Genomic DNA, 23,239 nt, shown 5'->3' on the forward strand with positions numbered 1-23,239 from the left:
CGACTACAGCAGGCCGCCCCACCGCCTGCCGGACGGCTCGCGTGCGGCCGGCTCGCGCGCCCGGCCGGGGCCCAGGGTGTGGTCGGGCCCCTCGCCCGGCAGCCACTCCAGGGTGAGCGTCCCGCTGTGCCGCAGGCCGCTCCCCCAGAAGGGCCGCCGGTCGCGCAGCGCGGCGGGCCGCGCGCTCGCCAGGATGAACAGCGGCACGTCCTCCGGCAGCGAAGCGAGGCGTTCGATCAGGCCGAGGACGGCCTCATCGGCGGCGTGGACGTCGTCCACGCACAGCACCAGCGGCTGTTCCCTGGCGATCAGCACCAGGAGATCGCACCAGGCGTCCAACGCCTCGGCGCCCGAGGCCGGTCCGGCGCTCTCGGGACCGTACGGGTCGCAGCCCGTGCGCCCGGTGCCGGGGCCGAGCCGTCTCAGGAGCCGTTCCGCGATCTCGCCCCGCCCCGCGACCCGTCGTACGACCTCGTCGAGCCGGCCGTCCAGGGCGTCCGACAGGGCCAGTCCGCAGCACGCGCGGAGCACGTCGCACACCGTCCACCGCGCCGCGTCACCGCCCCGTACCCGTACCACCCGTACGGCTTCGCCCTGGATGTCCCGGACGAAGTCCGCGAGGAACCGCGTCTTGCCCACGCCCGGGTCGCCCAGGATCGTCACCAGATGAGGGGCGTCATGGCGGCGGGCCCGCACCAACAGGCTGCGCAGCATGCCCAGTTCGGCCTCGAAGCCGCCGAACGGGTCCGGCAGCACGTCCGCGTCGCTCGCCGACCTGAGTCCGGCCACCGCGTGCACGGCCGCCCGCCCGGTGGGCCTCAGCCGCACCAGGCCCGCGGTGTCGGCCGCGGCCTCCGCGCACAGATGGATGTCACCGGGCGGCACATGGGCCAGCAGGGCCCGCGCCTCGTCGACGAGCCGCCCCACGATCATGACGGGCCTCGACGCGTCGTACGGATCGCAGCGCACCAGGGCCTCACCGGCCGACACGAAGGAGTGCCAGGACGGTCCCGGCACCTCGTTCAGCCGGGCTCCCAGCGCCACGGCGGCCCGCACCGCCGCGCAGGAGGCGTCGGCCCGTCCCGTACGCAGTCCGAACACCGCCACCGAGATCCGGCCGAGCGAGCCGACGACCTCGCCGCCGAGATCCTCGACGCACTCGGTGACAGCGGTCACGGCGTCGTACAGTGCCCGGGAGGACCGCGGTTCGCCGTCGGACGCCCCGGCACCCGGTACGTCCGGGCTGCTGGCGCTGAGAAGCAGAACCGCGACCGACCGGCGCTCGGAGTGCAGGGTGCGGCCCTCGGGCGGCGGCGGCCCGACCGGTGCCACCGCCGCGGCGGGACGGACCGCGCGGGCGGGCTCCGGAGTCTTCGCCGGGCCGTCGGCGGACGCCGCATCGGGCGCGGCCAGCGACGGGTCGTGGGTGAGGATGTGCTGCTGGAGCAACTGGAGTTCGCGGGACGGTTCCAGGCCGTGCTCCTCGACCAGTGCGCGGCGCACCCGGCTGAAGACGTCCAGCGCCTCCGCCTGCCGCCCGCAGCGGTACAGAGCCAGCATCAGCTGGCCGCACAGGCGCTCACGCAACGGCTCCTCGTCGGCGAGGGAGACGAGCTGGGAGAGAACGGAGTGGTGATGTCCGCTGCGCAGCTCGGCCTCGAAGCGGTCCTCCATGACGTCGAGCCGTAGCTGGGCCAGGGCGGTCAGCTCCGGCCAGTCGGTTCCAGCCTCTGCGAGGTCGGCGAGCGCAGGGCCGTGCCATTCTTCCAGGGCCGCACCGAGCACCCGGGCCGCGTCGCCCGGCCGGCCGGTGGACAGGGCGACCCGTCCCTCGGCCACCCGGGCGTTGAAGCGGTGCAGATCGACGCTTCCGGGGTCGATCCGCAGCACATAACCGGGTGCCTGGGTGACGAGTTCGGGGCGGGAGCCGCCCCCGTGGCCGACGGACTCGGTGAACAGGGCGCGCAGCGCCCACACCGCGTTCTGCACGATCTTGCGGGCGGTGGCGGGCCGTGTCTCGTCAGGCCAGAGCGCGCCCAGCAGTTCGCTGGTCGCCACCACCCGGTTCGCGCGAAGAAGCAGCAGGCCGAGCACGGCCCGTTGCTTGTGGCCCCCCAGGGCCGGCCGATGGTCCTCCTGCAATGCCTCCAACGGTCCCAGAACCCGGAATTCCACTGCTACCCCCTGTCACTGCGGTCAAGCGGCTCAGCACGACCTCACTCACCTCGTACAGCCGCTCACTCAGAAAGAAGTGCCCCCCGGAGAAGACCAGGACCTCGTTGTCCTGGTCCGTCTGCTGTGCCCAGCCCGCCGTCGACGCGACCGGTGCGACCGGGTCGGCGTCACCGACGAGCACGGTGAGGGGGATGTTCAGCACGGGACCTTCCTGCCAGCGGTACGAGGCCAGGGCCCCGTAGTCCGCACGCAGCGCGGGCATCACCATGTCGAGCATTTCCTGGTCGTCCAGCACGGCGCTGTCGGTGCCCCCGAGGCTCCGGACCGCCGCGAGGATCTCCGCGTCGCCCTTGAGCTGGTCGTGCCGCCCGGGAGCCGTCCCCGGCGCGCTGCGGCCTGACACGAAGAGCCGGGTGGGCGACGGTGCGGAGCGGCTGTGCAGGATGCGCGCGGTCTCGTAGGCGACGAGTGCGCCCATGCTGTGGCCGAGAAGCGCGTAGGGCCGGTCGTCGGCCACGGCGGCGAGCCGGTCCGCTGTCCGCGTGGCGAGGCCGAGGACACTGTCCTCCGCGGGTTCGGCCCGCCGGTCCTGGCGGCCGGGGTACTGCACCGCGAGGACGTCCAGCACTCCTTCCCCGGACAGCTTCCGCGCCAGCGGCGCGTAGACGCTGGCCGAACCACCCGCGTGCGGGAGACAGATGAGCCTGGGGACGCTCGGCACCTGCTCGCCGAACCGCCGGAACCAGGTGGTGTCCATGTCCGTTTCACTCCTCACGTCGGTCCTCCTCACATCAGTCCTCGGCACAGGCGAGGTTCGGATGGTCGTACGGTTCGCTGAGGCGGGCCCGGCTCAGCGCACGGGCCCACCAGGCGAGCCGGTCGAGCATGGCGGTGGCGTCCCGCCGACAGTCCTCGGTGTCCAGGAGCTGCCCCTGGTCGCCCCATCTCTCCTGGTAGTGGTGGAAGCTGACGGTCTCCGGAAGCGTCACCGCATGGGACTCGGCGAAGACCTGCCGGAGCTGGCCGACGGCACAGAGTCCGCCGGACGCGCCGCCGTAGCACACGAAGCCGACGGGCTTGGCGTGCCATTCCATGTCGTACCAGTCGATCGCGTTCTTCAGCGACGCCGGATAACCGAAGCGGTACTCCTGGGTCACCACGGCGAACGCGTCGGCCGCGGCCAGCCACGGGGAGAGGTCGCGGACCGCCGAGGGCAGCGGGGCGGTGGGATCGGCGGCCATGAGGTCAGGCAGCCAGGCCGTGGCGAGATCGATGACATCGACCTCGAAGTCCTGGCGCGACCGGGCACGGGCCCCGAGCCACTCCGCGGCGGCGAGGCCGAACCGGTCGTCCCTGGCCGCGCCGACGAGGATCACCAGCCGCAGCCGGTCGACCTGGTCATCCATCTGCATCCCTCTCACGCCCTGCCCGCGCCGCTGGTCCGAGCCCCTTGTCCGGGCACGGGTCCACTCTGCGTCATATGCCTTCGGACAGGCTTCGGGTCTGCTTAGGGTCCGGCTTCGGACGGACGCGGCGGTGACCACCGCGACCACCGGCCGAGGTCAGCGAGAGGCGGGGTGCCTCTGGAGGATTCCCTCGACGGCCTGCAGGAAGGTGTCGCAGACGAGTTCGGGGTCGAAGAGACAGCCGGCCGCCATGGCACCGTCCCGCAGCATGACGAAGTGCCGGCCGGCCGCGTCGGCGGGTGCGTGACCGGCCTGCGCCAGCAGCTCGGTGACGGTGTCCAGGAACCACTGCCGGTGAGCCAGCACGGCCTGGTGGACCGGGTGGTCGGGGTCGGGATACTCGGCCACCGCGTTGAGGAAGGCGCACCCCCGGAACCCGGGCGACCGGATGCCGTCGGCCAGGGCCCGGCCCACGGCACGGACCTTGTCGGCCGCCGACGCCTCGCTCGTGCGCGCGGCGGCGACCTGCGCCCGGATCCCCTGGTCGGCCTGGTCGAGGTAGGCGAGGACGAGCGCCTCCTTGCCCGAGAAGTGCCGGTACAGCGTCGCCCGGGTGACCTGGGCCTCCGCGATGATCCGGTCGACGCCGACGGAGTGGATCCCCTCCGCGTAGAAGACCCGTGTCGCCGTACCGAGCAGCCTGGCTCGCGCCTCGGACGTGCTGCCGCCTCCTGTGCCCCGACTCATGGGTCCGAGACTACCAAACGCATGAGGGAGAACGTTCGGTCTTGACAGTCGATCCCAGGGCCCCTTAGATGACGATGAGACCGAACGTTCTCCCTCACGCACTTCCACTCACCACCCGACCGAAGGGCACACCCATGGACACCACCGGAACGACGGGCACCACAGCCACCACCGGGACCACGGGCGCCACCAGCACCAGGCCCCCCACAGGCGCCCCCGGAGCCCTGCGGAAGCTGTACTTCCTGCGCTTCGCGTTCGCCGCCGTATGGGCCGCGCTGCTGTTCGCGACCGCCGACACACTGGGCCCGCTGAGCGTGACGCTGCTGGTGATCTATCCGCTGTTCGACGTGGCCTGCGCCGTCGTCGACGCCCGGTCCGCCCGCGCGAACGGCGGTCCGGTGCGCGGCCTGTACGTGAACATCGCGCTCAGCACCCTCACGGGCATCGCCCTCGCGGTCGCCGCCACGTCCGGCATCCCGGCGGTCCTGCGCGTCTGGGGCGTCTGGGCCGTCACCGCGGGCCTCGTACAGCTCGTCGTCGGTGCACTCCGGCGCCGTCTCGGCGGCCAGTGGGCGATGATCGCCAGCGGCGCCATCTCCACCCTCGCCGGCTCGTCCTTCGTCGCACAGGCGGGCGCGGACGACGTCAGCCTGAGCAACCTGGCCGGTTACGCCTTCCTCGGCGGCGTCTTCTTCCTCGTGTCCGCCCTCCGCCTCAAGCGCACGGGCCGGAACTGAGCACTCCGCGCCGGTCACCCGGCGCGGAGCGGACGGAGCTCAGGAACCTCGCTCAGCGCAGGCCCTGTTTCAGCACCGCCGTTTCAGCACAAGCCGTTTCAGCGCACGCCGTTTCAGCGCACGCCGTTGAAGAACTTCACCCCGCCGTAGACCGCATCGGTTCCCAGCTCCTCCTCGATCCGGATCAGCTGGTTGTACTTGGCCGTACGGTCCGACCGCGACAGTGAACCCGTCTTGATCTGACCGCAGTTGAGAGCGACCGCCAGATCCGCGATGGTCGCGTCCTCGGTCTCACCCGACCGGTGCGACATCACCACGGTGTATCCGGCACGGAAAGCCGTGTTCGCGGCGTCCAGCATTTCCGTCAAGGTACCGATCTGATTCACCTTGACGAGAATGGAATTCGCGATGCCCCGCTCGATCCCGTCCTCGAGGAGCCGGACATTGGTGCAGAAGACATCGTCGCCGACCAGCTGACACTTTGCGCCGATGGCGTCGGTGAGGTACTTCCAGCCCTCGAAGTCGTCCTGGGCCATACCGTCCTCGATCGACACGATCGGGAACCGGGACACCAGATCGGCCAGGTAATCGGCGTGCTCGGTCACCGAGCGGACACGGTTCTCGCCCGCGTAGTGGTAGGCACCGTCGCGGTAGAACTCGGAGGAGGCCGGGTCCAGCAGCAGGGCGACATCCGTGCCCGGCTGGAAGCCGGCCTTCTCGATCGCCTCGACGATGAAGGAGAGTGCCTCGTCCGCGGTGGAAAGGTTGGGTGCGAAGCCGCCCTCGTCGCCGACATTGGTGTTGTGCCCGGCGTCACGAAGCAGGTCACGCAGGGTGTGGAACACCTCGGACCCGATGCGGACGGCCTCAGCCATGGACGCCGCGCCCACCGGGGCGATCATGAACTCCTGGAAGTCCAGGGCATTGTCGGCGTGGGCACCGCCGTTGATGATGTTGATCATCGGCGTGGGCAGGACGTGCGCGAAGGTGCCGCCCACATAGCGGTACAGCGGCAGCCCGTGGGACGCGGCCGCGGCCTTCGCGACCGCCAGCGACACACCGAGCGTCGCGTTGGCGCCGAGCCGTCCCTTGTTCTCCGTGCCGTCGAGCTCGATCATTCGACGGTCGACGGCCGACTGCGACTCGGCCGGCAGCCCCTTCACGGCATCGGCGATCTCACCGTTCACCGCGGCGACCGCGCGGGTGACGCCCTTACCGCGGAAGCGGTCCGGGTCGGAGTCCCGGAGTTCGACGGCCTCCCGGGTTCCCGTCGACGCGCCGGACGGTACCGCGGCCCTTCCGAGGGAACCGTCAGCGAGGCGCACATCCACCTCGACGGTCGGATTTCCACGGCTGTCGACGATTTCACGTGCGAACACTGCGGTAATCTCTGACATTCACTCCACCTTCGCCATACCCGCATTCCCATACGGGATCAGTCACCGAACGACATCGCCGCGGTGGCACGCTAGGGGGGACTCCACGCTGAGTTCCGCCTGATTGTTGCGCACAGAACCTGCGATGGTCACGTCATGCGCTCATCATGAACGGGTCTTGATCCGGAGGGCTTCGACGCCGGCCCGAAGTGCTTTGCCGAATTACCGGGCACCCACGGCCGGGGCAGGAAGTCAAGAGCCTCGGCATATCCGAATGCCGGACTCCGACGATCGATACGTAGCACTGACGCCACGCTCAAGACCATGCCCCCCAGCCCCCGTTCAGTGGCGACCGGAGTCGCCGCGCAGGCGCCATCTAACCACACGGCACACAGAAGCCAAATGGTCGGGGCATTACGCTCAATTGTTTACGCGGCCTCTCGATCGAGCCCCTCAGTGCTGTTCCCGTGCGCTTTATGAACGATGCCGTACCGACACACAGCCCTTTGATGTCCGATCGGTTATCGGCCCCCGGGAAACAGCGACGGCCCGGCGGGATCACCGGGCTTGCGGCCCCGGGACGACAAAGGTGCCCAGGTGTACCGGAGGCTCACACCCTGGTCGTGGAGCCAGTCGGCCTCGCGCTGGCGGAGTTCACGCGCGGACTCCGGGGCGATGGCACTCGGCCAGCGGACGAGCACCTCGGTGACGTGGCCGGTCTGCGCCAGCTGCCTCACGCGCCGCCACCCCGTGCGCCGGGCCGGGTCGGGTTCGCCATAGGTATCGGTGACGACCTCGGCGATCGTCAGCCCGCGCTCCCGGGCGAACGCACGGCCTTCCGCCTGCGCGCGCTGGGCGGCTCCCCCGGACACGGCGCGGGCCCGGTCGGCGCACACGTACAGCACGACGGAAGAATCGGTTTCCCCGTAAGGCGTCATGGGCATCTCCGGCACCTCAAGCACCGGCCGTCAACTCCGCCCATACGACCTTGCCTTCGCACCGCGTCGAGCGTGCGGAGCCCCAGCTGTAGGCGAGTTGGGAGACGAGGAACAGGCCCCGCCCGCACTCCTCATCAAGGCCCGCACGACGCTCGGACGGAGGAAGCGGATCGCTGCCCTCGTCGTGGACTTCGATGCGCAGCCGCCGCTCGTCGCCGGTCAGCGTGAGGCCGCACAGGACATGACCGGTGCCGGTGTGCAGCACGGCGTTCGTCGTCAACTCCGAGACGAGCAGCGCCGCGTCACCGCACGTGTCGCCGGACAGCTTCCACGCACGGAGCCGGTCACGCACGGTGTCCCGGGCCGATCTCGCGCTGGTGCGCAGGGCGGGCAGCGCGAACCAGTGCTCCCGTCGAGGCACGGTCCTGACTAAGGCGGGGGGAAGGGCCGGGGTCGAGTGCGCGGACAGAGTCACGGATGTCGCCTTCCAGCGCCTCCCGGGGCGCGGTGGGGGGATGCGGTGGTGCAACGCGAGCGGCGAGAGGCGTACGCCGAGGCAACTGGCCAGCAGTGGGAGTCGACGACGGCATCGTCCATCACCCACTCGCTCCCGGGCCGGATCCTGCGCCATTGCTGTGACGTGACCGCTCACCCCTCCACTATGCGCGTGATCGGGCACACGCTGCAACCGACTCCCTGATAATTTCAGCAGCTCGGGTATCAGCCTGGCGTATACATCAAATCGCTGTAAGAATGGCGCTATTGACGGTCCTTCAGGAGGTTGGGCGTGAGCGAGGCCCGTTCGAGTACGAGCGCGCCGACAGTCCTGCGCATGATCCTCGGCCGTCGGCTGCAGGAGATGCGGCTCGGTGCCGGCGCCTCGCTCGAGGACGCGGCCAAGGCCCTGCGCGTGACCACCCTGACGATCCGGCGGCTGGAGAAGGCCGAGGTCGCGCTGAAGCCTCTCTACGCGGAGAAGCTCCTGGAGACCTTCGGCGCGGAGCGCAAGGAGATCGACGAGTTCGTCGATCTGGCCGAGCAGGCCAACAAGCCGGGCTGGTGGCACTCCTATCGCGACGCCGTCCCCAGTTGGTTCACCGCCTACGTCAGCCTGGAAGCGGGCGCCCGGACCCTTCGCACGTACGAACCCCAGTACGTCACCGGCCTCCTCCAGACCCGCGACTACGCACACGCGACTCTGCGGGGCGGGCTCCCGAACGGCAGCGACGAGGAGCTGGCGCGCCGTGTCGAGCTGCGGCTGCGCCGCCAGAGCCTGCTGGAGCGGGAGGACGCCCCCACGCTGTGGGTGGTCATGGAGGAAGCCGTCCTGCACCGGGTGGTGGGCGGCCCTCAGGTGATGCGGGAGCAGGTCGAGCGACTGCTGGACGTCTGCGAGCTCGCGCACGTCAGCCTCGACATCGTGCCCTTCACCGCGGGTGCGCATGTCGGGGCGTGCGCCCCTTTCACCTATTTCCGGTTCGAGGAACCCGAACTGCCGGACATCGTCTACAGCGAACTCCTGTCCGCCTCGGTCTACCTCGACCAGCGCGCGGACGTCGTCTCCCATCTGGAGGCACATTCCCGCATGGCGCTGCTGACGTCGTCCGCGGACAGCAAGGCGCTCTTGAACCGCATGCGCAAGGAGTACTCATGACGATGACCGACGAGGGCGTCTACAACGGCATGCCGGCGCGCAATCTCGGGGAACAGGGCTGGGAGCGTCCCTGGAGCGGCCCGAACGGCGGTCAGTGCGTCGAGACGAAGCAACTCGCCGACGGCCGGGTGGCCGTACGCCAGTCCACCGACCCGGCCGGGCCGGCGCTGATCTACACGCCGGAGGAGATGGCCGCGTTCGTCCGCGGGGTCAAAGAAGGCCTGGCCGATCACTTGGCCGCCGGGTGAACCGACGGCGGGGAAGGGACGACGGCACCGGTCCCGTCCCTGGCCTGCGGGCCGACACACAGATATGAAGGGAAGCACATGACCACCAGGCAGGCCGGCCGGGATCTCGACACGAGCAAGGCGCACTCGGCTCGGATGTACGACTACTTCCTCGGCGGCAAGGACCACTTCGAGATCGACAAGGACGCTGCCCTGGTCGCCGCCCAGGCCCACCCCGGTATCTACGTGACGGCGCGCGAGAACCGCGCGTTCATGCACCGCGCCACCAGGGCCCTGGCGCAGGAGCACGGCATCCGCCAGTGGCTCGACATCGGCACGGGCATCCCGACCGAGCCCAATCTGCACCAGGTCGCCCAGTCCGTCGCGAGTGACGCCCGCGTGGTGTACGCGGACAACGACCCGCTCGTCCTCAAGTACGCCGAGCGCCTCATGCGCAGCACGACACAGGGACGCACGGCCTATGTCCAGGCCGATGCCACCGATGCCGACGCCCTGATGAGCGCAGTGGAGGACGCGGGGGTCCTGGACTTCGACCAGCCCATCGCCCTCTCCCTCAACGCGCTCATGCACTTCATCACCGACCCGCACGACCCGTACGCCATCGTCCGCCGGCTGCTCGACCCGCTCCCGGCCGGCAGCGCCCTCGCCATGACGCACTGCACACCCGACTTCGACCCCGTCACCTGGAACAAGGTCGCGGAGGTCTACACGAAGTCCGGGTCGCCGGTGAAGTTCCGTTCGCACAGCGACGTACGCCGCTTCTTCGACGGACTCGACCTGGTCGAGCCCGGCATCTGCTGCTGCCACCGCTGGCGGGCCACCGGGACCGCGACCGACGGCCCGGAGATCACGGACGCGATGATCAGCCTGCTGGCGGGCGTGGGCATCAAGCGCTGACCGTCGAACCGGTCGTCGAGCCAGGAGACAGCTCCGGGTGCCCAGGCCACGGCTGCCGGGAAGTGGCCGAGGAGGTCGTACTGCCGGTACGTGATCGATTCGTTGCCGGTGGCGCAGTACTGGCGGGCGAGGGCCCGCACGTCGCCCGCGAGCCCCTCGCCGACACTCTCCGCCTGCTTCCCTCCTGCCTCCTGCCTCCTACCATGTCGTGCATGGGGCCCATGATCCGTGCCGCCAGCCTGCGGGGCTTTGTGCCGCTGGTCCGGGAGCTGGGCGGTGACGCCGACGCGCTGCTCACCCGGTTCGGCATCCCTCGTGAGCCACTGGAGTCCGACGAGGGACTTGTGTCCATCACCGCCCACGACCGGATGCTCGACGCGGCGGCCGAGCAGTTGGCCTGCCCCGACCTCGGACTGAGGCTGGCCGAGCGTCAGGACCTGAGCGTCCTGGGGCCGCTGGCGGTGGCGATCGAGTCCTCCGCGACGGTCGCCGAGGCCCTGGACTGCGCGTCGCGGTTCATGTTCGTGCACAGTCCTGCGCTGAACATCGACGTCGCGCCCGATCCTCGGGGCCGCCGCGGGGTGGTCGCCGTGACGTACCGCAAGGACCTGCGCGAGTCCGTCTACTCGCCGCAGGCCATGGAGCTGGGACTGGGCCTGTTTCACCGCGTCGCCTCCCTGCTGCTCGGCGGTCTCACCGGTCTGCGCTCGGTCGAACTGCCCCACGCACCCGTGTCGCCCGTGCGGCGCTACGTCGACTTCTTCGGCCGCGACGTGCGGTTCGGAGCAGCCACCGGAGCCCTGTGCGTCGAGCGACACCTCCTCGACGAGCACTTCGTCAGCGCGGACGAGGCGATCCGCCGGATCGCCCTCGACCACTTGACCCTGGACTTCCGCGCCCCGGGCAACACCGTTGCCACCAAGGTCAGGCTCGCGCTGGCGGAAACGCTCGGCACGGTCCCGCCCCGCCTGGACAACGTGGCCCGCCTGCTGCGCACCCACCCCCGCACCCTCCAGCGTCGGCTGGCCGAGGAGGGGACCTCGTTCGAGGCCCTCCTGGGCGGTGTGCGGCGGGAGGCCGCGCACCGGTGGATCACGTGCACGGAACTGCCTCTCGGCCAGGTCGCCGCGCTGACGGGATTCGCGGAGCAGTCCTCGCTGGCCCACGCCGTCCGCCGCTGGTACGGGGTCAGTCCGCGCGAGCTCCGGCGAGCGGGTGGCACCTGATCCGTACGGAGCCCGGCGCGCCGCACCCGGAACTTGTCGTGCTGGGACAAGTTCCGCGCGCCGCCGAGGGGCATGCTGACCGGCCTGAGCCCCGACTCGACGAGGAGTGACGGATCATGCAGCACAAGCAAGCGCCCGATGGCCTGGCCGGGATCGGAGCCCGCCCGATTCCCGAGTTCGACGGTGTTCACGACGTGTGGCCGCGCGGGGACCGGCTGCGCGCGGTCCGCGGGGCCGCGGCGGCGTACAAGGTGCGGTTCAAGGCGCAGGGCCAGGTCAGGGCGGTGAAGTCCGTGGACATCGCGGCGGCGCCGTACCCGGTCGCCTATGCCTTCCACGGTGCGGTCTCGGTGCCAACGCTGCCTCTGATCTCCATGATCAACCGGATGATCGTCGTGCAGTACGACGACTTCAACGGCACCCCCCGCACGCTTGCCTTCGAGCCCACCGTCCCCGACGGGTCCGCCGAGGCGCCCTTCTACCGCAACCTGCAGGGGCTGATGAACCGGATCCCCGGCGGCCGACTGGCCGAGCGGGTGGTGCTGAAGTACTACAACGAACCCGGCGACGTCCTGGCCAAGGTCGGCCTGAGCGCCGACGACATCGACTTCTGCACCTTCGACCACCTCCATGTGCAGGACCCGAGGATGATCCTCGGCTCGTCGCAGACCATCGATGGGGAGGACGGGCCGCGACGGGCCCTGTTCGGCGACGCGCGGATGCTCGTGCACAGCCGCGAACTGGCCACCCTGCAGTCGCTGCACCCGATGCAGTGGGCCTGGTACGTCGACGGCGGTCTGGACGGCGTCGACCCCGACAAGTTCGCGACCTTCGACGGCGACATCGAACTGGGCCCCGGCATCGCCCTGCTCTGGACTCCCGGACACACCGACGGCAACCACTCGCTGGTGGTCAACACCCCGGACGGCGTCTGGGTTTCGTCGGAGAACGGCATCTCCCTGGACAACTGGCAGCCCGAGCTGTCCCGGATCCCCGGCGTGCGCAAGTACCACCGCAACTTCGGCCGGGAGATCGTCCCCAACGCCAACACCCTTGAGGACTCGCTGGACCAGTACGACTCCATGGTCAAGGAGAAGACGCTGGCCGACCCCTGCCGACGCGACCCGCGCTGGCTGCAGATTCTGCCCTCCACCGAACTCGCGCCGTGGAAGCGTTTCTGGCCGGTCGTGCCCACTTACACCCACGGCGGCATCTCCTACGGCCAGATCAAGGCGGGCCTTCGATGAGCCCGCGCACCCGCGTCGGCGCCGCGGGGAATCCCGCCGGAGCCGTCGTCACCGGCGCCGGGGGCGGCCTCGGCCGGCTGATCGCCCGGGTCCTGATCGAGCGCGGCCACACTGTCCTGGTCACCGATGTCGACGAAGCCGCCGCCCACAGGACCGCAGCCGAACTCGGCGAGGGCGCCGTAGCCCGCGTACTGGATGTGCGCGACCACGCCGCTGTCGACGCGGCCCGCGACGACATCCTCGAACGGACCGGCCGCCTCGACGTCTGGGTCAACAACGCCGGCCTCCTGACCACCGGACCCGCCTGGGACCAGACCCCCGAGACCCGCAGGCTGATGCTGGAGGTCAACGCGCTGGGCACCCTCAACGGCACCGTCGCCGCCATCGACGCCATGCGGCGCCACGGCGGCGGCCACGTCGTGAACATCGTCTCCCTGGCGGGCATCACCCTCGTGCCCGGTGAGGCGGTGTACGCGGCATCGAAGCACGCGGCGATCGGCTTCAGCCTGAGCACCCTCGCCGACCTCCGCCTCGCAGGAATCAAGAACATCGACATCTCCTGCGTCTGCCCGGACGGCATCTGGACCCCGATGCTCCACGACAAACTCGACGACCCTGCCTCCGCTCTGTCCTTCTCCGGAAAGCTGCTACAGCCCGAGGCCGTCGCCGCCGCGGTGGCCGCCGTCCTCGACACGCCCAGGCCGGTCACCACCATCCCGCGATGGCGAGGGCTCCAGAGCCGCATCGCCGACACCCTCCCCCGACTCGCCCTCCGCGCCGTTCCCCTGGCCGTTTCCCAGGGACTCCGTGCGCAGCGGAGGCTCAAGAAGAGCGGTGAACTCCGCAGGGCAGAACGCGGGAGGTGATCGGCCCGCCGAGAGGTGAGGGGCTCGCGCCCCTTGGTCCAGCTCAGCCGATCAGCGGGCGACTTCGCGGTTCGTCAGCACCGGCAGGGCCACGAGGGTGTCGAGTCACATATCAGCGTGGCGTCGTGGCCGGCGGTGCCGGGTTCGGCGCAGCCGGCGCCGGGCCCGTGTTGCCTCGCGGGACGAGTTCCACCGGCAGGACCACATGCTGCTCCCCATGCGCCTCGGGGTCGTGGATCACGCGCGGTGGGCCAGGTCCGCTGCCACCGGAGTCAGCGGTGCGCGTCCGGACGAGTTCCGTCCCAAGTGCAAAATAGCGCTCGAATTCATCAATGAGGTGTGGACGCAACGCCGACTGCGCAGGGTCAACGACTTCATGGACCGCGACCTGTTCCTTCACACGATCGGCGACCGCACGGTCATTCGCCCCGAGCGCTACCAGAGCGATCTCCTCGCCATGGTCGGCGCCTTCCCCGACGCGCGGTTCGCCGTCCGTGACGTCCAGACGAACCACTCCCCGCGGTACGCGGGCCTGCGCGTGGCCGTCCTGTGGACCATGCACGGCACCTACCACGGCGCCCCGGTCTTCGGCCCTCTCACCGGCCGGCCGGTCACGGTGCTCGGTGTCTCGCAGTTCCTGATCCAGGAGGGCCGCATCGTGAAGGAGGTCCGGGTCTACGACGAGATCGCGCTGCGTGCGCAGATCAACGCGGGACACGGGGACGGCCCCCAGGTGGAGGCCAACATCTACTGAGCCTCCCGAGCCGGCGGCCACGGGCGGGGAAGGCACTGTTCGATCCGTAGCCGCCCGGGCCGTGGCCCGGCCCCCGGGGCGGGTGAAGCCAACCGCACAACAGACGCGGACGGCTGCGGACCGGCTGCGGACCGGCCGAGGGTCCCGAGGCAGAAAAATCCGTGGCACACGGGCGGGGCCTGCAACGAAACTGCGCAGTGAGCAACTCCTGCCTGCCCGTGCTGCGGACACCGCGTGCTGAGCGCGATGCCCGGCTCATCGACCGCACCGCCGACCTGTACCTGGAGAAGTGACCGATGCCGTACCAGCACCCCGAGGAAATCGGCTACGGCTACGTCATCGAGCGCTACGCGGCAAGGAAAGACTCAGGCCACGCGCGCTACCTCGTCCTGAGAAGTGATCGGTTCCTGCGGCCCGAGTGGCCTCACGCCGAACGTTTCGCCCATCACCTCATCGATGACTCGGCCACGGTCACCGATGCCGAGCTGGAAGCCCTCCTCGGCTACGAATGGCGCTCACGCCTCACCGCCGCCTGGCTGATCGGCGTAGGCCGACGCACCACGTTCCGCGAACGCATCGGCGACCTGCTCATGGCCAGCGAGTTCTGTTTCTCCGGCAGCGCCTACTGCTTCGCCCTGGCCCGCTTCGGCACCCACGCGGACGCCGAGATCCTCACCGCCTACCTCGACCATTACCTCCCGCTCACCGAGCTCCGCTACGACCAGCCCGCAGCCCTCGGCGCCCTCCTCCGCCTCGACGCCCGCCTCGGCACCGACCACGCCGACCGCTTCACCCAGCCTGACGGCCTCTGGGACCGATGGGTCCAGGCCCTTGCGCACCTCCAGGACTCCCCCGCATACACTCCCGCCGAACAGCGCCGCTGGACCGACCTCCAGTGCGACTTCGCCAACGGCTGGACCCGGCCGTAGCCGCAGTCGCCCGAATGCGGCTACGTGCCCTGTAGCGCACCGGGCCCATGTCACACCGCTCACCCACGGCGCTCACACGGCAGCGTTCCCGCGTCGCGGGAACGCTGGTGGTGCGAGGGCCTACGCCACCCCGGATCTACTGCCCGGGGGACTGCTTACCCCCCTTGCGGCCGGCCTCGCGGGCGGCCTTGGGGTTGTCGGCGAAGTTGTTGCCCTTGTGACTCGCTTCGCGCGCGGCTGCGGGGTCGTCGGCGAAGTTCCCCGTGTACTGCGGAGTGTGCTCCTCCGTACCACCCGGGGACTGCTTGCCACCCTTACGGCCGGCTTCACGCGCCGCCTTGGGGTTGTCGGCGAAATTGTTGCCCTTGTGACTCGCTTCGCGCGCGGCGTCAGGGTCGTCGGCGAAGTTGTTGCTGGCAGCCATGACACATTCCTCATTTCCGTGGATGTCATAATCTGCGTGCAATTTCTACGTTAGGGGGAACCCGTTCGGTCTACCAGCCGAGGAGAATCCGCGGGTGGGCGCGGCCGAGCACAGGCACGTACGGGAGCAGCCACGCCACGTACGGGAGCAGCCACGCGAGGCACAGGCGTCACGACCGAAGTCCAGGCCGCGCAGAGCGAACTGTTCGGTGACGCGCCGGCGACCTGCACGGCCACAAGTACGCCATCGGCGCCCTCGTCGCCTCGATGGCGCTCCGCTCCCCGGCCCCCGTCCTCGTACTGACCTCGGACCGCGACGACTGGTCGAAACTGTGCGGCGACCGCGTACAGATCAAGGACGTCTGACCACAGCGCCTACTCAGGTTGAATCCACCCGCTAATCGACTGCTGCTTCGTAGAAGGCATCCGCGAGGGCGACAACGGGAAAAACCAAGGGCCCGACCCCGAAGAGTCGGACCCTCCCTGACCTGCATGTTTGCCAGATCAGTGACGTGGCGATATGTCAGTCGCTACACATTGAAGCGGAATGTCTGCGGGCTGATCCTGACCTGCGGCGGAGCCCCGGCAGGGCGCTGACCTGCATTTTCGCCGTTTGGTTGCGTTGACCTCCGACGGTCACTTTCGGGTGTCCTGCGGACTACCTGCGGACTGCGGGACAGCCGGGACTGCTCAGTCACCGGTTCAGCGGAACGTCTTGAGTGAGCTCGTGGTAGGCATCCATGACGTCGCCCACATGCAGCGTGGTGACCTCGCCCTGCGACGGGACTCCGGAGCTGCCATGCAAGTCGTAGATCCGCAGATCCCGCTCCGCGGCAGCCTTCCGAGCGAATTCCCGCGCGAAGCGACCGTTGCCGAGTCGGTCGATCAACCCGCTGGCGACGGCGAGCTCACATGACGTGCGCAGCGCAACCGCAGCCTCATCAGTAAGGGCGTCCCCCTGCGATCGCAGGAACGACTCCGCGATCAGCACAAGTTCGTCTGCTGAATAGGCGGGAAAGTCCACCCGCGTATTGAACCGGGAGGCGAGACCCGGGTTGACCGACAGGAGCTCGGCGATCTCGTTCGGATACCCGGCAAGGACCACAACCAGACGGTGCCTGTCGTCCTCGGCTCGCTTGAGGAGCACCTGCAAGGCTTCCTTACCAAAGGCGTCACCGCCCGAGTACCCGGTGTTGGACAGTGCGTACGCCTCGTCGATGAAGAGGACGCCGCCCAGAGCCTCATCGATGATCTTAGACGTCTTGATCGCCGTCTCTCCGAGGTGCTGTCCCACCAGGTCAACGCGCTGGGCCTCGACGACGTGGCCCTGGGCCAGCAGACCGAGCCCGGCGAAGACCTTGCCGACGACGCGGGCAACCGTGGTCTTGCCTGTACCGGGCGGCCCGGCAAATACCAAGTGCTGTGGAGCTGGAGCCGCAGCCAAGCCCTGATTTCTGCGCACCGCCGCCATTCTCAGCTGTGCCGAAAGGCTGCGCACCTGGCGTTTCACCGGAGCGAGGCCAACCATCTCGTCCAGCTCGGTCATCGCCTCGTCCAACAACGTCGAACGCTCCCCCTCACTCAAGGTGACATCGGAGGAGTCGTCACTCTCTGCCCGCACAGCCCCAACAGCCTGGGCGGGCACGCGCGCAGCAGGCGAGGCCACCACCTTCGCTCGCTGGGCCACATCACCCAAGGTCGGGCTGTACCGGAAGGCTGTCTGGAACTGCTTCAGAGCTTCCTCGGCCCGGCCGATCTGCTCATATGCACGGCCGCGTAGATAAGCAATCTCCCCGAGAAAGCCGGCGTTATCAGCAAGCGCATGCGGGAGCGGGTTCAGCACGTTGAGCGCCTCATGGGATACGCCTTGGGCGATGAGACTGGCCGCAACGCAAAGCTGCGACTCATCCCGTAGGAAGGAGTCCCGGATTCCCTCGGCGAATGTCAGAAGGAGTGGCCAGTCTTTCTTCAGGACGGCGTAGCGTGCGCAGACGAAGCGGGTCTCGTCGCAGTCGAGCACTGCGTGGGACAGCATGTTCCATGCTTGATCGAGTAGGCCGTCGTCCAAGAGCTTCGCCGCCCTCGCGAGCCACAGGTCGCGGGGCGTCTCCAGACGGAAGGTCACGTAGCCCCCGATCTGGAACCGAGAGGACAGCGGGGCCTGGAGCTTCGTGCGCATGGCGCCGAAGGACTGAGCCTGGCCGTGCATGGCCTCGATCGCCTGGCCCTGGAGCTGCCCCGTGGCGTGAAGTCCCAGCCAGGCATCGGCGGCAAGCGGGTTGTGCGCGACGGCCGCGTGAAAGGACTCAGCCGCAGCGGCCCGATTCCCAAGCCTCAACTGCGCCACCCCTTGGAGCCACGCCTGCTCGCACTTCTTGATCGAACGCTGTGGTATGGACGGCCCCGGCACCCAGGTCTCCCCTGCTGTCGTCGGTTGATACAGGATTCGCCCGCATGGGCTATGCAGCCTGGTTCCACCCGTCAAGTGATACCTGAGAGCTGCCATCCAAGTACTGATGAAGGGCACTGGCGGTGGTACCGACGAAGGCATCGGGGATGGCGTCGGCGTCGACCCAGCGGACTTGGGAGTGCTTGCGGGGCTCGCGGTTTTCGGGTTCGCCGGTCCATTCGTTGGCGGCGAAGACGACGGTGAGGAAGCCGTTGGGGGACTCAACGCCCCAGGCTCCGTGGATGATGTGGGCGACCTTGAGGGACTCCGGCCTCACCGTGAGGCCCGTTTCCTCGTAGAGCTCACGGACCGCGGTTTCGGTGATGGGTTCGCCTGGTTCGCTCTTGCCGACGGGGAGGTCCCACATCCCCTGGGCGAACTTGGCGTTCTCGCTGCGCTGGAGGAGGACGACGCGGTTGGTGGCCTTGTCGTGGACGATGACGGCCGCGACCAGCAGCGTCATCGAGTCGAGCGCCGGCTTGAGGGCTGGGGGACGGTTGTCGGTCTGCTGAGCCACGGGGTTCCCTTCGTCGGGCAGGTTGTTGGGCATGTTAGGCGAGGGCTTCGCGGGCTCGGCGGGCGAGATCTGCGGCTCCGGGGACGCGGCGGCGCTGGTAGATCGCGAGCGTCGAGCGGATCGAGGTGATGGCCTTGCGGGTGCGGTCGGAGGTCATGCCCTTCATGAGGACCAGGGCCTGGGTCCAGGCGGCGACCGCTTCGTCGGCGCGGGCCTGAGCGGCGAGGCTGTCGCCGAGGTCGGCGTGGGTGAGGGCGTGGACTCGCTTGTACTTCTCCGGGTCCCAGCGGGTGAGCGCGTCACGGTGCTGCTGTTCCGTGCCGATGTGGTCGGCGAGGTCGGTCAGCGTGCGGGCGGTGTGGCTGGCCACGGTGCCGGCGGCGGGGCCGCTGACTCGGGAGAAGCTCGGCTGGGGCCCATCCTCGCGCAGGAGCGCGTCTTCGGCGGCGAGGAGAGCACGAGCGGCCAACGGGTTCTCGCCGACGGCTGCATAAGCGCGGGCGTGCGTGATGTGGAGGAGCGCTTCCGTCTGGCCGTCTACGTGGCCGAGGCCGCGGGTGAGGGCTCCTTTGATGAGGTCGACGCAGTGGTGGGGTTGCTTGAGGCTGAGGGACTGGTGGGCGAGGGCGCGCATCATCCATGCGGCGTGGCCGTGGGGGTCGGCTTCGCAGGCGAGCTGGTAGCCGACCTGGTAGTAGCGCTGGGCGGCCCCTTCCTGGCCGAGGTCGTGGTGCTTCCACCCTGCGAGGTAGGCGAGTTCGGCGACGGCGCCGAAGGCGGCCTGGCGTAAGGCTTCTGTGGGGAAGCGGCCGCGCAGCATGGGGGCTGCCGTATCGGCGAGGTACGCGGTGACTGTGGTGAGGCCGTGGCCGCCGCCGAGGCGTTCGTCGGCGGCGCTGAAGGCTGCCGTGATCTGTCGTACGACGTCGATGTCGTCGCTGCCGACGAGGGAGCGGGCAGTGCGGGCGCGGAGCATCCGCGAGGTGGCTTCGTGGTCGTGCAGGAGCGGCATGGCCACGCCGGCCGTGGTGAAGGCGGCGATGGCGAGGAAGCGGCGGCGCTCGACGTCCGCGCGGCCGAGGTCGGTGACCGCGGTGACGGGGTCGGTCTCTGGTGGCGACTCCGTCTCGGGTGAGTGGAGGCCGAGCTCGGTTCGGGTGACGACGCGGCCCAGCCGCCGGGAGAGAGCTTCGGCGAGGTACTGGCCTGCCTGGCCGGTCGGCGTGCGGGCACCGCCCACCCAGTGGGAGATGGCTGACTTGTTGGTCTGGAGCAGTTCGCCGTTCTCGGCGGCGATGCGGCGTACGTCCTTGGCGAGCGCGTCGTATGTGCACCCGGTGGCGTTGATCGTGTCGCGCAGGCGGGAGTTCGCGCTGGTCGGTGTCGGCACGATCGCCTCCGCTCCGGATCCGTAAACCGTGTATACCGCTTGGCCTCGGTCACACCGTACCCACTCTGCGTAGCGGGCGGTTCACTTATCGACAGCCGCTCAACTCACGGCATTGCGGACCGGGCGGCTCCCAAGTTCCGTACGCCCTAACGGGCTCGGGCATTCCTGTGCCCCTGGCCCGGACGATCAGAGACGGAGAAACGGTGACCACCATCGACACCGCGACCATCACGGTCGAGTTGCCGGACGCCTTCGACCCGCGCTGGAACCGCCTGCCCGGCATCCAGGTGGACGGCCGGCGCATCACCATCGACCCGGCCGAGTACTTCTTCCGCTTCGAGTCCAGCACCTGGCTCGTCGCCGACTGGGAGTTGGTGAAGGCTCAGCTCATGGACGTGGATGAGACGACCGAGAGCGCGGTCGAGCAGCTCGCCCTCGACTTCATCAAGAACCACGGCGAGTCCACCTCGGACGCGGCCCGCGTCCTGGCAACGGCGTACGGGGTGTACTCGTACCTCTTCCGCGAGGAGCACCTGGCCGGCCTCGGCCTCCCGCAGATCACCGCTGACCACCTGCGCATGCTGCGCGAGGCGGCCACGCTGATGGCGCTCAACAAGGTGGAGCTGGACGGGCACATCTCCAACGTCGGCCCGTGCTGGTTCTTTCCCGCCGCCACGTCCGTCGTCTTCGACCTGGACGACGCGACGGGCGGAGTGCTCGACGAGGTCTACCACGGCGGCTGGTTCAACGAGCACCGCCGGATCGAGTCCATCAAGGCCCACGCAGCGCTCGGCGGACGGCTCGTGCACGGCTGCCAGTCCGTGCCGGACCAGTCCGGCGGCGTCGTCGCGCCCTACGGTGCCTCGATGGCCAACTTCCGTGACGACCTGGCGGAGTTCAAGGCGGGCTGGATCGAGCAGGTCTACGCCCACCGCGTGACCGCATCCGAGTAACCCCACCCCAGTACGGCTCCGGGGCGGGCCAGCTCGCGCGCGCCCGCCCCGGAGCCCACCAGTCCCCTGGAGACCCCCATGGACCAGAGCCTGTCCGCCACCCTGCTGGACGACCTGTGCACCCTCGTCGGCAAGCCCCTCCCCGAACGTACCGAGATTCGCGTCTGGGGCATGTCCGGCGTCGAGCGCGTCACCTTCCCCGACGGCACCACGGCCGTCTTCAAGTACGCCAAGGAGCCCTTCGACCGCGAGGCCCAGGCCCTACGAGTGGCGTACCAGCGCGGGCTCCCGGTCCCCGCCCTCCACGCCACCGCCATGCAGGACAAGTGGCTCGGGATGCTCATGGACGACCTCGGGACCCCCGTACGGGACGCCGACGACCTCGACGGCGTCGCCGCCGCCGTCATGCTCCACGCCGCCCGCCCGGCAGGCGGTCTACCCCTCCTCGACGGGGCCAGCCTCGCGGCCCTGCCCGGCCGAACCCTCGATCACCTCCAGCGGCTGCGGAAGGCCGACCGCTGGACGGACTGCGACGACATCGAGACCGCTCTGAGGAAGATCTCCGCCGCGGCCGAGGCCCGTGTCCAGGGTGCGACGCTCGACCCGTTCGGCTGGGTTCACTCAGAGTTCCACCCCACGAGCATCCACATCGGGGAGAACGGCTGGCACCTCCTCGACTTCGCCCGCGCCTTCACCGGACCCGGCCTGATCGACCTCGCCTCCTACCACGGCACCACCGACGTGCCGAGCCCCTTCCGACTGCGGGTGTTCCTGGAGCAGTACGTCACCGCAGGCGGTCATGAGGACGCCCTGGCCGCCCGGGGCGGCCTGGCCGCCGAGGCGTGGGCCCTGGGCTGGCACCGCATGTGGGCCGTGGAGTGGTTCATGGAGCAGGCCATCCGCTGGATCGACGACCCGGCCAAGGACCCCGCCTACATCCCCGTCGTCCGCCGCCACCTCAACGACGTGGTCCAACTCCTGGAGGTCTAGGTGCTCGCCCAGATCTCCCCCTGGTACGCCCACGCAGCCCAGCGCACAGCCGCCGCCCCCGCGCCCGCCCTCACCGCACCGGCCCGGATGGAATGGAGCACCCACGTCGGCATCGGTCCCGGCGCCGAGATCCTGGGACGGCACCTGTCCGGCAAATGCGTCCTGGAGCTGGGCTGCGGCCCCGGCCACAACGTGGCCCACCTCGCGAAGCACCACCAGGCCCGCGTCACCGGCGTGGACCTGGTCGGCCTCCAGGTACGCCGCGCCCGCTCCCACTATGGCCACATCGAAGGCGCCACGTTTGCTGCCGGTCACGCACTGCACTACTTGCAGACCACTGGCCGGACCTTCGACGCGATCTACTCCGTCTTCGGTGCCGTCGGCCTCGTCGCCCCCGAGCTCCTCCTCACCGCCGTTTCCCGACGCCTGAAGCCTGACGGTGTCCTGGCCTTCTCCGTCCCTCACCCGGCACGGGCCGGAAGACATCCATCCACGGACGACCGTCCGCGCGAGGACTACGTCACCATGCCCGACCGCACCCGACTGCCCCTAGCCCGATGGGAGTTCGACGCCCGCCGCTGGGGAGCCCACCTCTCCCGGACCGGCCTGCGCATCGCCTCGACGGTGGAGCTGCGGCACCCGCGCCGCGACCCATGGCCCACCACCCTCCTGATCACCGCCCGCAAACGCTGACCGACGGAGGCAACGATGCCCCTGCCCTACCTACTCCTGGACATCGACGGCGTCCTCATCCCGTTCCCGGCCGCCGACGGCAGCACCCCGCCCACTCACGTCCGCCACACCGTCCTGCCCACAGGCCGGCACCCCGACGACCCCGTGCCCATCTGGCTCGATCCAAGCCAGGGCCGCATTCTCACCGACCTCCTGACCAGCGGACTCGTCACCCCCGTGTGGTGCACGAGCTGGCGCAAGGACGCCACCACGATCATCGGCCCCCTCCTGGGGCTGCCCGACTTCCCTTACCTCGACCTGCCTCGCCCCCAGATCACCACCAGCCACCCCGGCGGCTACCTCTGGAAACGCGAACACGTCGACACCTGGCTGGCAGACGCCCCCGCCGTCTGGATCGACGACGACTTCACCAGCCTCGACCACGGCTGGGCGGCGGAGCGCACCGCCCGGGGAACGCCGACCCTCATCGTTCAGCCTGACCCATATCTCGGGCTGCAGCCCGAGCATCTGACCGAGGTGACGAAGTGGGTCGCGCAGTGACCCACAACCCGAGCCGCCTGACGATTGATGCCCTCGCTGCCACGAGCAGCGAGGGCATCAGGATGCGCTGTGGGATCTGCCTGG

25 protein-coding genes and 2 pseudogenes are annotated in these 23,239 nt (G+C 69.5%); 15 read left to right on the forward strand and 12 right to left on the reverse strand.

Annotation, left to right across the window (positions count from 1 at the left end; translation table 11 throughout):
- Positions 1–3: 3 nt before the first annotated feature.
- The 4 genes from AB0C75_RS25480 to AB0C75_RS25495 all read right to left on the reverse strand — a co-directional run bounded on the left by AB0C75_RS25480 (position 4) and on the right by AB0C75_RS25495 (position 4,328).
- A complete protein-coding gene (locus AB0C75_RS25480) occupies positions 4–2,094 on the reverse strand; it encodes a BTAD domain-containing putative transcriptional regulator (protein WP_362894020.1) in 2,091 nt (696 codons plus the stop codon).
- Positions 2,021–2,932 (reverse strand): alpha/beta fold hydrolase, encoded by a 912-nt coding sequence (locus tag AB0C75_RS25485; RefSeq protein WP_362894021.1) that lies wholly within the window; start codon positions 2,930–2,932, stop codon positions 2,021–2,023. Before AB0C75_RS25485 ends, AB0C75_RS25480 begins: the two co-directional genes overlap by 74 nt.
- Positions 2,933–2,966: 34 nt before the next feature.
- Positions 2,967–3,581 (reverse strand): NAD(P)H-dependent oxidoreductase, encoded by a 615-nt coding sequence (locus AB0C75_RS25490; protein WP_362894022.1) that lies wholly within the window; start codon positions 3,579–3,581, stop codon positions 2,967–2,969.
- Positions 3,582–3,737: 156 nt separating this feature from the next.
- Positions 3,738–4,328 (reverse strand): TetR/AcrR family transcriptional regulator, encoded by a 591-nt coding sequence (locus tag AB0C75_RS25495; RefSeq protein ID WP_362894023.1) that lies wholly within the window; start codon positions 4,326–4,328, stop codon positions 3,738–3,740.
- Between the two features lie 134 nt (positions 4,329–4,462).
- Between AB0C75_RS25495 and AB0C75_RS25500 the strand changes: the two genes are divergently transcribed.
- The gene (locus AB0C75_RS25500) at positions 4,463–5,065 is read left to right on the forward strand and encodes a hypothetical protein (RefSeq protein WP_362894024.1); all 603 of its coding nucleotides are present in this window, start codon (positions 4,463–4,465) and stop codon (positions 5,063–5,065) included.
- A 113-nt stretch (positions 5,066–5,178) separates the two neighbouring features.
- Here the strand turns inward: AB0C75_RS25500 and eno are convergent, their stop codons facing one another.
- The 3 genes from eno to AB0C75_RS25515 all read right to left on the reverse strand — a co-directional run bounded on the left by eno (position 5,179) and on the right by AB0C75_RS25515 (position 7,854).
- Positions 5,179–6,462: a phosphopyruvate hydratase gene (gene eno / locus AB0C75_RS25505; RefSeq protein WP_362894025.1), complete on the reverse strand. Its 1,284-nt coding sequence runs from the start codon at positions 6,460–6,462 to the stop codon at positions 5,179–5,181.
- 500 nt (positions 6,463–6,962) lie between these two features.
- On the reverse strand, positions 6,963–7,385 hold the full coding sequence (locus AB0C75_RS25510; RefSeq protein WP_362894026.1) for a hypothetical protein: 423 nt from the start codon (positions 7,383–7,385) through the stop codon (positions 6,963–6,965).
- Positions 7,386–7,395: 10 nt separating this feature from the next.
- Complete coding sequence (locus AB0C75_RS25515) at positions 7,396–7,854, reverse strand: ATP-binding protein (protein ID WP_362894027.1); 459 nt, start codon at positions 7,852–7,854, stop codon at positions 7,396–7,398.
- A gap of 312 nt (positions 7,855–8,166) precedes the next feature.
- Between AB0C75_RS25515 and AB0C75_RS25520 the strand changes: the two genes are divergently transcribed.
- From AB0C75_RS25520 to AB0C75_RS25530, 3 genes are all read left to right on the forward strand, one after another.
- On the forward strand, positions 8,167–9,033 hold the full coding sequence (locus AB0C75_RS25520) for a helix-turn-helix transcriptional regulator (RefSeq protein WP_362894028.1): 867 nt from the start codon (positions 8,167–8,169) through the stop codon (positions 9,031–9,033).
- A complete protein-coding gene (locus tag AB0C75_RS25525; protein ID WP_362894029.1) occupies positions 9,030–9,281 on the forward strand; it encodes a DUF397 domain-containing protein in 252 nt (83 codons plus the stop codon). Before AB0C75_RS25520 ends, AB0C75_RS25525 begins: the two co-directional genes overlap by 4 nt.
- Positions 9,282–9,359: 78 nt before the next feature.
- Positions 9,360–10,178, forward strand: a complete 819-nt coding sequence (locus tag AB0C75_RS25530) for an SAM-dependent methyltransferase (protein ID WP_362894030.1) — start codon at positions 9,360–9,362, stop codon at positions 10,176–10,178.
- A 53-nt stretch (positions 10,179–10,231) separates the two neighbouring features.
- Here the strand turns inward: AB0C75_RS25530 and AB0C75_RS25535 are convergent.
- Positions 10,232–10,318: pseudogene (locus AB0C75_RS25535) on the reverse strand (hypothetical protein); the annotation flags it as partial.
- A gap of 72 nt (positions 10,319–10,390) precedes the next feature.
- On the opposite strand from AB0C75_RS25535, the gene AB0C75_RS25540 reads away from it, so the two are divergent.
- The 6 genes from AB0C75_RS25540 (at position 10,391) to AB0C75_RS25565 (ending at position 15,200) form a co-directional block, all read left to right on the forward strand.
- Entirely contained in the window at positions 10,391–11,404 is a 1,014-nt protein-coding gene (locus AB0C75_RS25540; protein ID WP_362894031.1) for an AraC family transcriptional regulator, read from the forward strand.
- A gap of 116 nt (positions 11,405–11,520) precedes the next feature.
- Complete coding sequence (locus AB0C75_RS25545) at positions 11,521–12,651, forward strand: hypothetical protein (protein WP_362894032.1); 1,131 nt, start codon at positions 11,521–11,523, stop codon at positions 12,649–12,651.
- A complete protein-coding gene (locus AB0C75_RS25550) occupies positions 12,648–13,517 on the forward strand; it encodes an SDR family NAD(P)-dependent oxidoreductase (RefSeq protein ID WP_362894033.1) in 870 nt (289 codons plus the stop codon). Before AB0C75_RS25545 ends, AB0C75_RS25550 begins: the two co-directional genes overlap by 4 nt.
- A gap of 217 nt (positions 13,518–13,734) precedes the next feature.
- On the forward strand, positions 13,735–14,271 hold the full coding sequence (locus tag AB0C75_RS25555; protein ID WP_362894034.1) for an ester cyclase: 537 nt from the start codon (positions 13,735–13,737) through the stop codon (positions 14,269–14,271).
- A gap of 246 nt (positions 14,272–14,517) precedes the next feature.
- Positions 14,518–14,664, forward strand: a complete 147-nt coding sequence (locus AB0C75_RS25560; RefSeq protein WP_362894142.1) for a hypothetical protein — start codon at positions 14,518–14,520, stop codon at positions 14,662–14,664.
- Positions 14,610–15,200, forward strand: a complete 591-nt coding sequence (locus AB0C75_RS25565) for a DUF6000 family protein (protein ID WP_362894143.1) — start codon at positions 14,610–14,612, stop codon at positions 15,198–15,200. The genes AB0C75_RS25560 and AB0C75_RS25565 overlap by 55 nt, the downstream gene beginning before the upstream one ends.
- 136 nt (positions 15,201–15,336) lie before the next feature.
- Here the strand turns inward: AB0C75_RS25565 and AB0C75_RS25570 are convergent, their stop codons facing one another.
- On the reverse strand, positions 15,337–15,624 hold the full coding sequence (locus tag AB0C75_RS25570) for a KGG domain-containing protein (RefSeq protein ID WP_362894035.1): 288 nt from the start codon (positions 15,622–15,624) through the stop codon (positions 15,337–15,339).
- Positions 15,625–15,839: 215 nt separating this feature from the next.
- Here AB0C75_RS25570 and AB0C75_RS25575 point away from each other — a divergent pair.
- Positions 15,840–15,989, forward strand: a pseudogene (locus AB0C75_RS25575) (DNA-binding protein); the annotation flags it as partial.
- Positions 15,990–16,317: 328 nt separating this feature from the next.
- Here the strand turns inward: AB0C75_RS25575 and AB0C75_RS25580 are convergent.
- The 3 genes from AB0C75_RS25580 to AB0C75_RS25590 are packed head-to-tail and all read right to left on the reverse strand — an operon-like array spanning position 16,318 to position 19,979.
- Positions 16,318–18,033, reverse strand: coding sequence for an AAA family ATPase (locus AB0C75_RS25580; protein WP_362894036.1), 1,716 nt, complete (start codon positions 18,031–18,033; stop codon positions 16,318–16,320).
- A gap of 49 nt (positions 18,034–18,082) precedes the next feature.
- Positions 18,083–18,622 carry an NUDIX domain-containing protein gene (locus tag AB0C75_RS25585; protein ID WP_362894037.1) on the reverse strand — a complete coding sequence of 180 codons (540 nt, stop codon included), beginning with the start codon at positions 18,620–18,622 and terminating at the stop codon, positions 18,083–18,085.
- A 1-nt stretch (position 18,623) separates the two neighbouring features.
- On the reverse strand, positions 18,624–19,979 hold the full coding sequence (locus AB0C75_RS25590) for a tetratricopeptide repeat protein (protein WP_362894038.1): 1,356 nt from the start codon (positions 19,977–19,979) through the stop codon (positions 18,624–18,626).
- A gap of 203 nt (positions 19,980–20,182) precedes the next feature.
- On the opposite strand from AB0C75_RS25590, the gene AB0C75_RS25595 reads away from it, so the two are divergent.
- The 4 genes from AB0C75_RS25595 to AB0C75_RS25610 all read left to right on the forward strand — a co-directional run bounded on the left by AB0C75_RS25595 (position 20,183) and on the right by AB0C75_RS25610 (position 23,155).
- Positions 20,183–20,932 (forward strand): hypothetical protein, encoded by a 750-nt coding sequence (locus tag AB0C75_RS25595; RefSeq protein WP_362894039.1) that lies wholly within the window; start codon positions 20,183–20,185, stop codon positions 20,930–20,932.
- A gap of 78 nt (positions 20,933–21,010) precedes the next feature.
- Complete coding sequence (locus tag AB0C75_RS25600; RefSeq protein ID WP_362894040.1) at positions 21,011–21,922, forward strand: aminoglycoside phosphotransferase family protein; 912 nt, start codon at positions 21,011–21,013, stop codon at positions 21,920–21,922.
- Positions 21,923–22,615 carry a methyltransferase domain-containing protein gene (locus AB0C75_RS25605; protein ID WP_362894041.1) on the forward strand — a complete coding sequence of 231 codons (693 nt, stop codon included), beginning with the start codon at positions 21,923–21,925 and terminating at the stop codon, positions 22,613–22,615. It begins immediately after the preceding gene.
- Between the two features lie 15 nt (positions 22,616–22,630).
- Positions 22,631–23,155, forward strand: coding sequence for an HAD domain-containing protein (locus AB0C75_RS25610; RefSeq protein WP_362894042.1), 525 nt, complete (start codon positions 22,631–22,633; stop codon positions 23,153–23,155).
- Positions 23,156–23,239 lie beyond the last annotated feature (84 nt).

The organism is Streptomyces sp. NPDC048565, assembly GCF_040650935.1.
Taxonomy (GTDB): domain Bacteria; phylum Actinomycetota; class Actinomycetes; order Streptomycetales; family Streptomycetaceae; genus Streptomyces.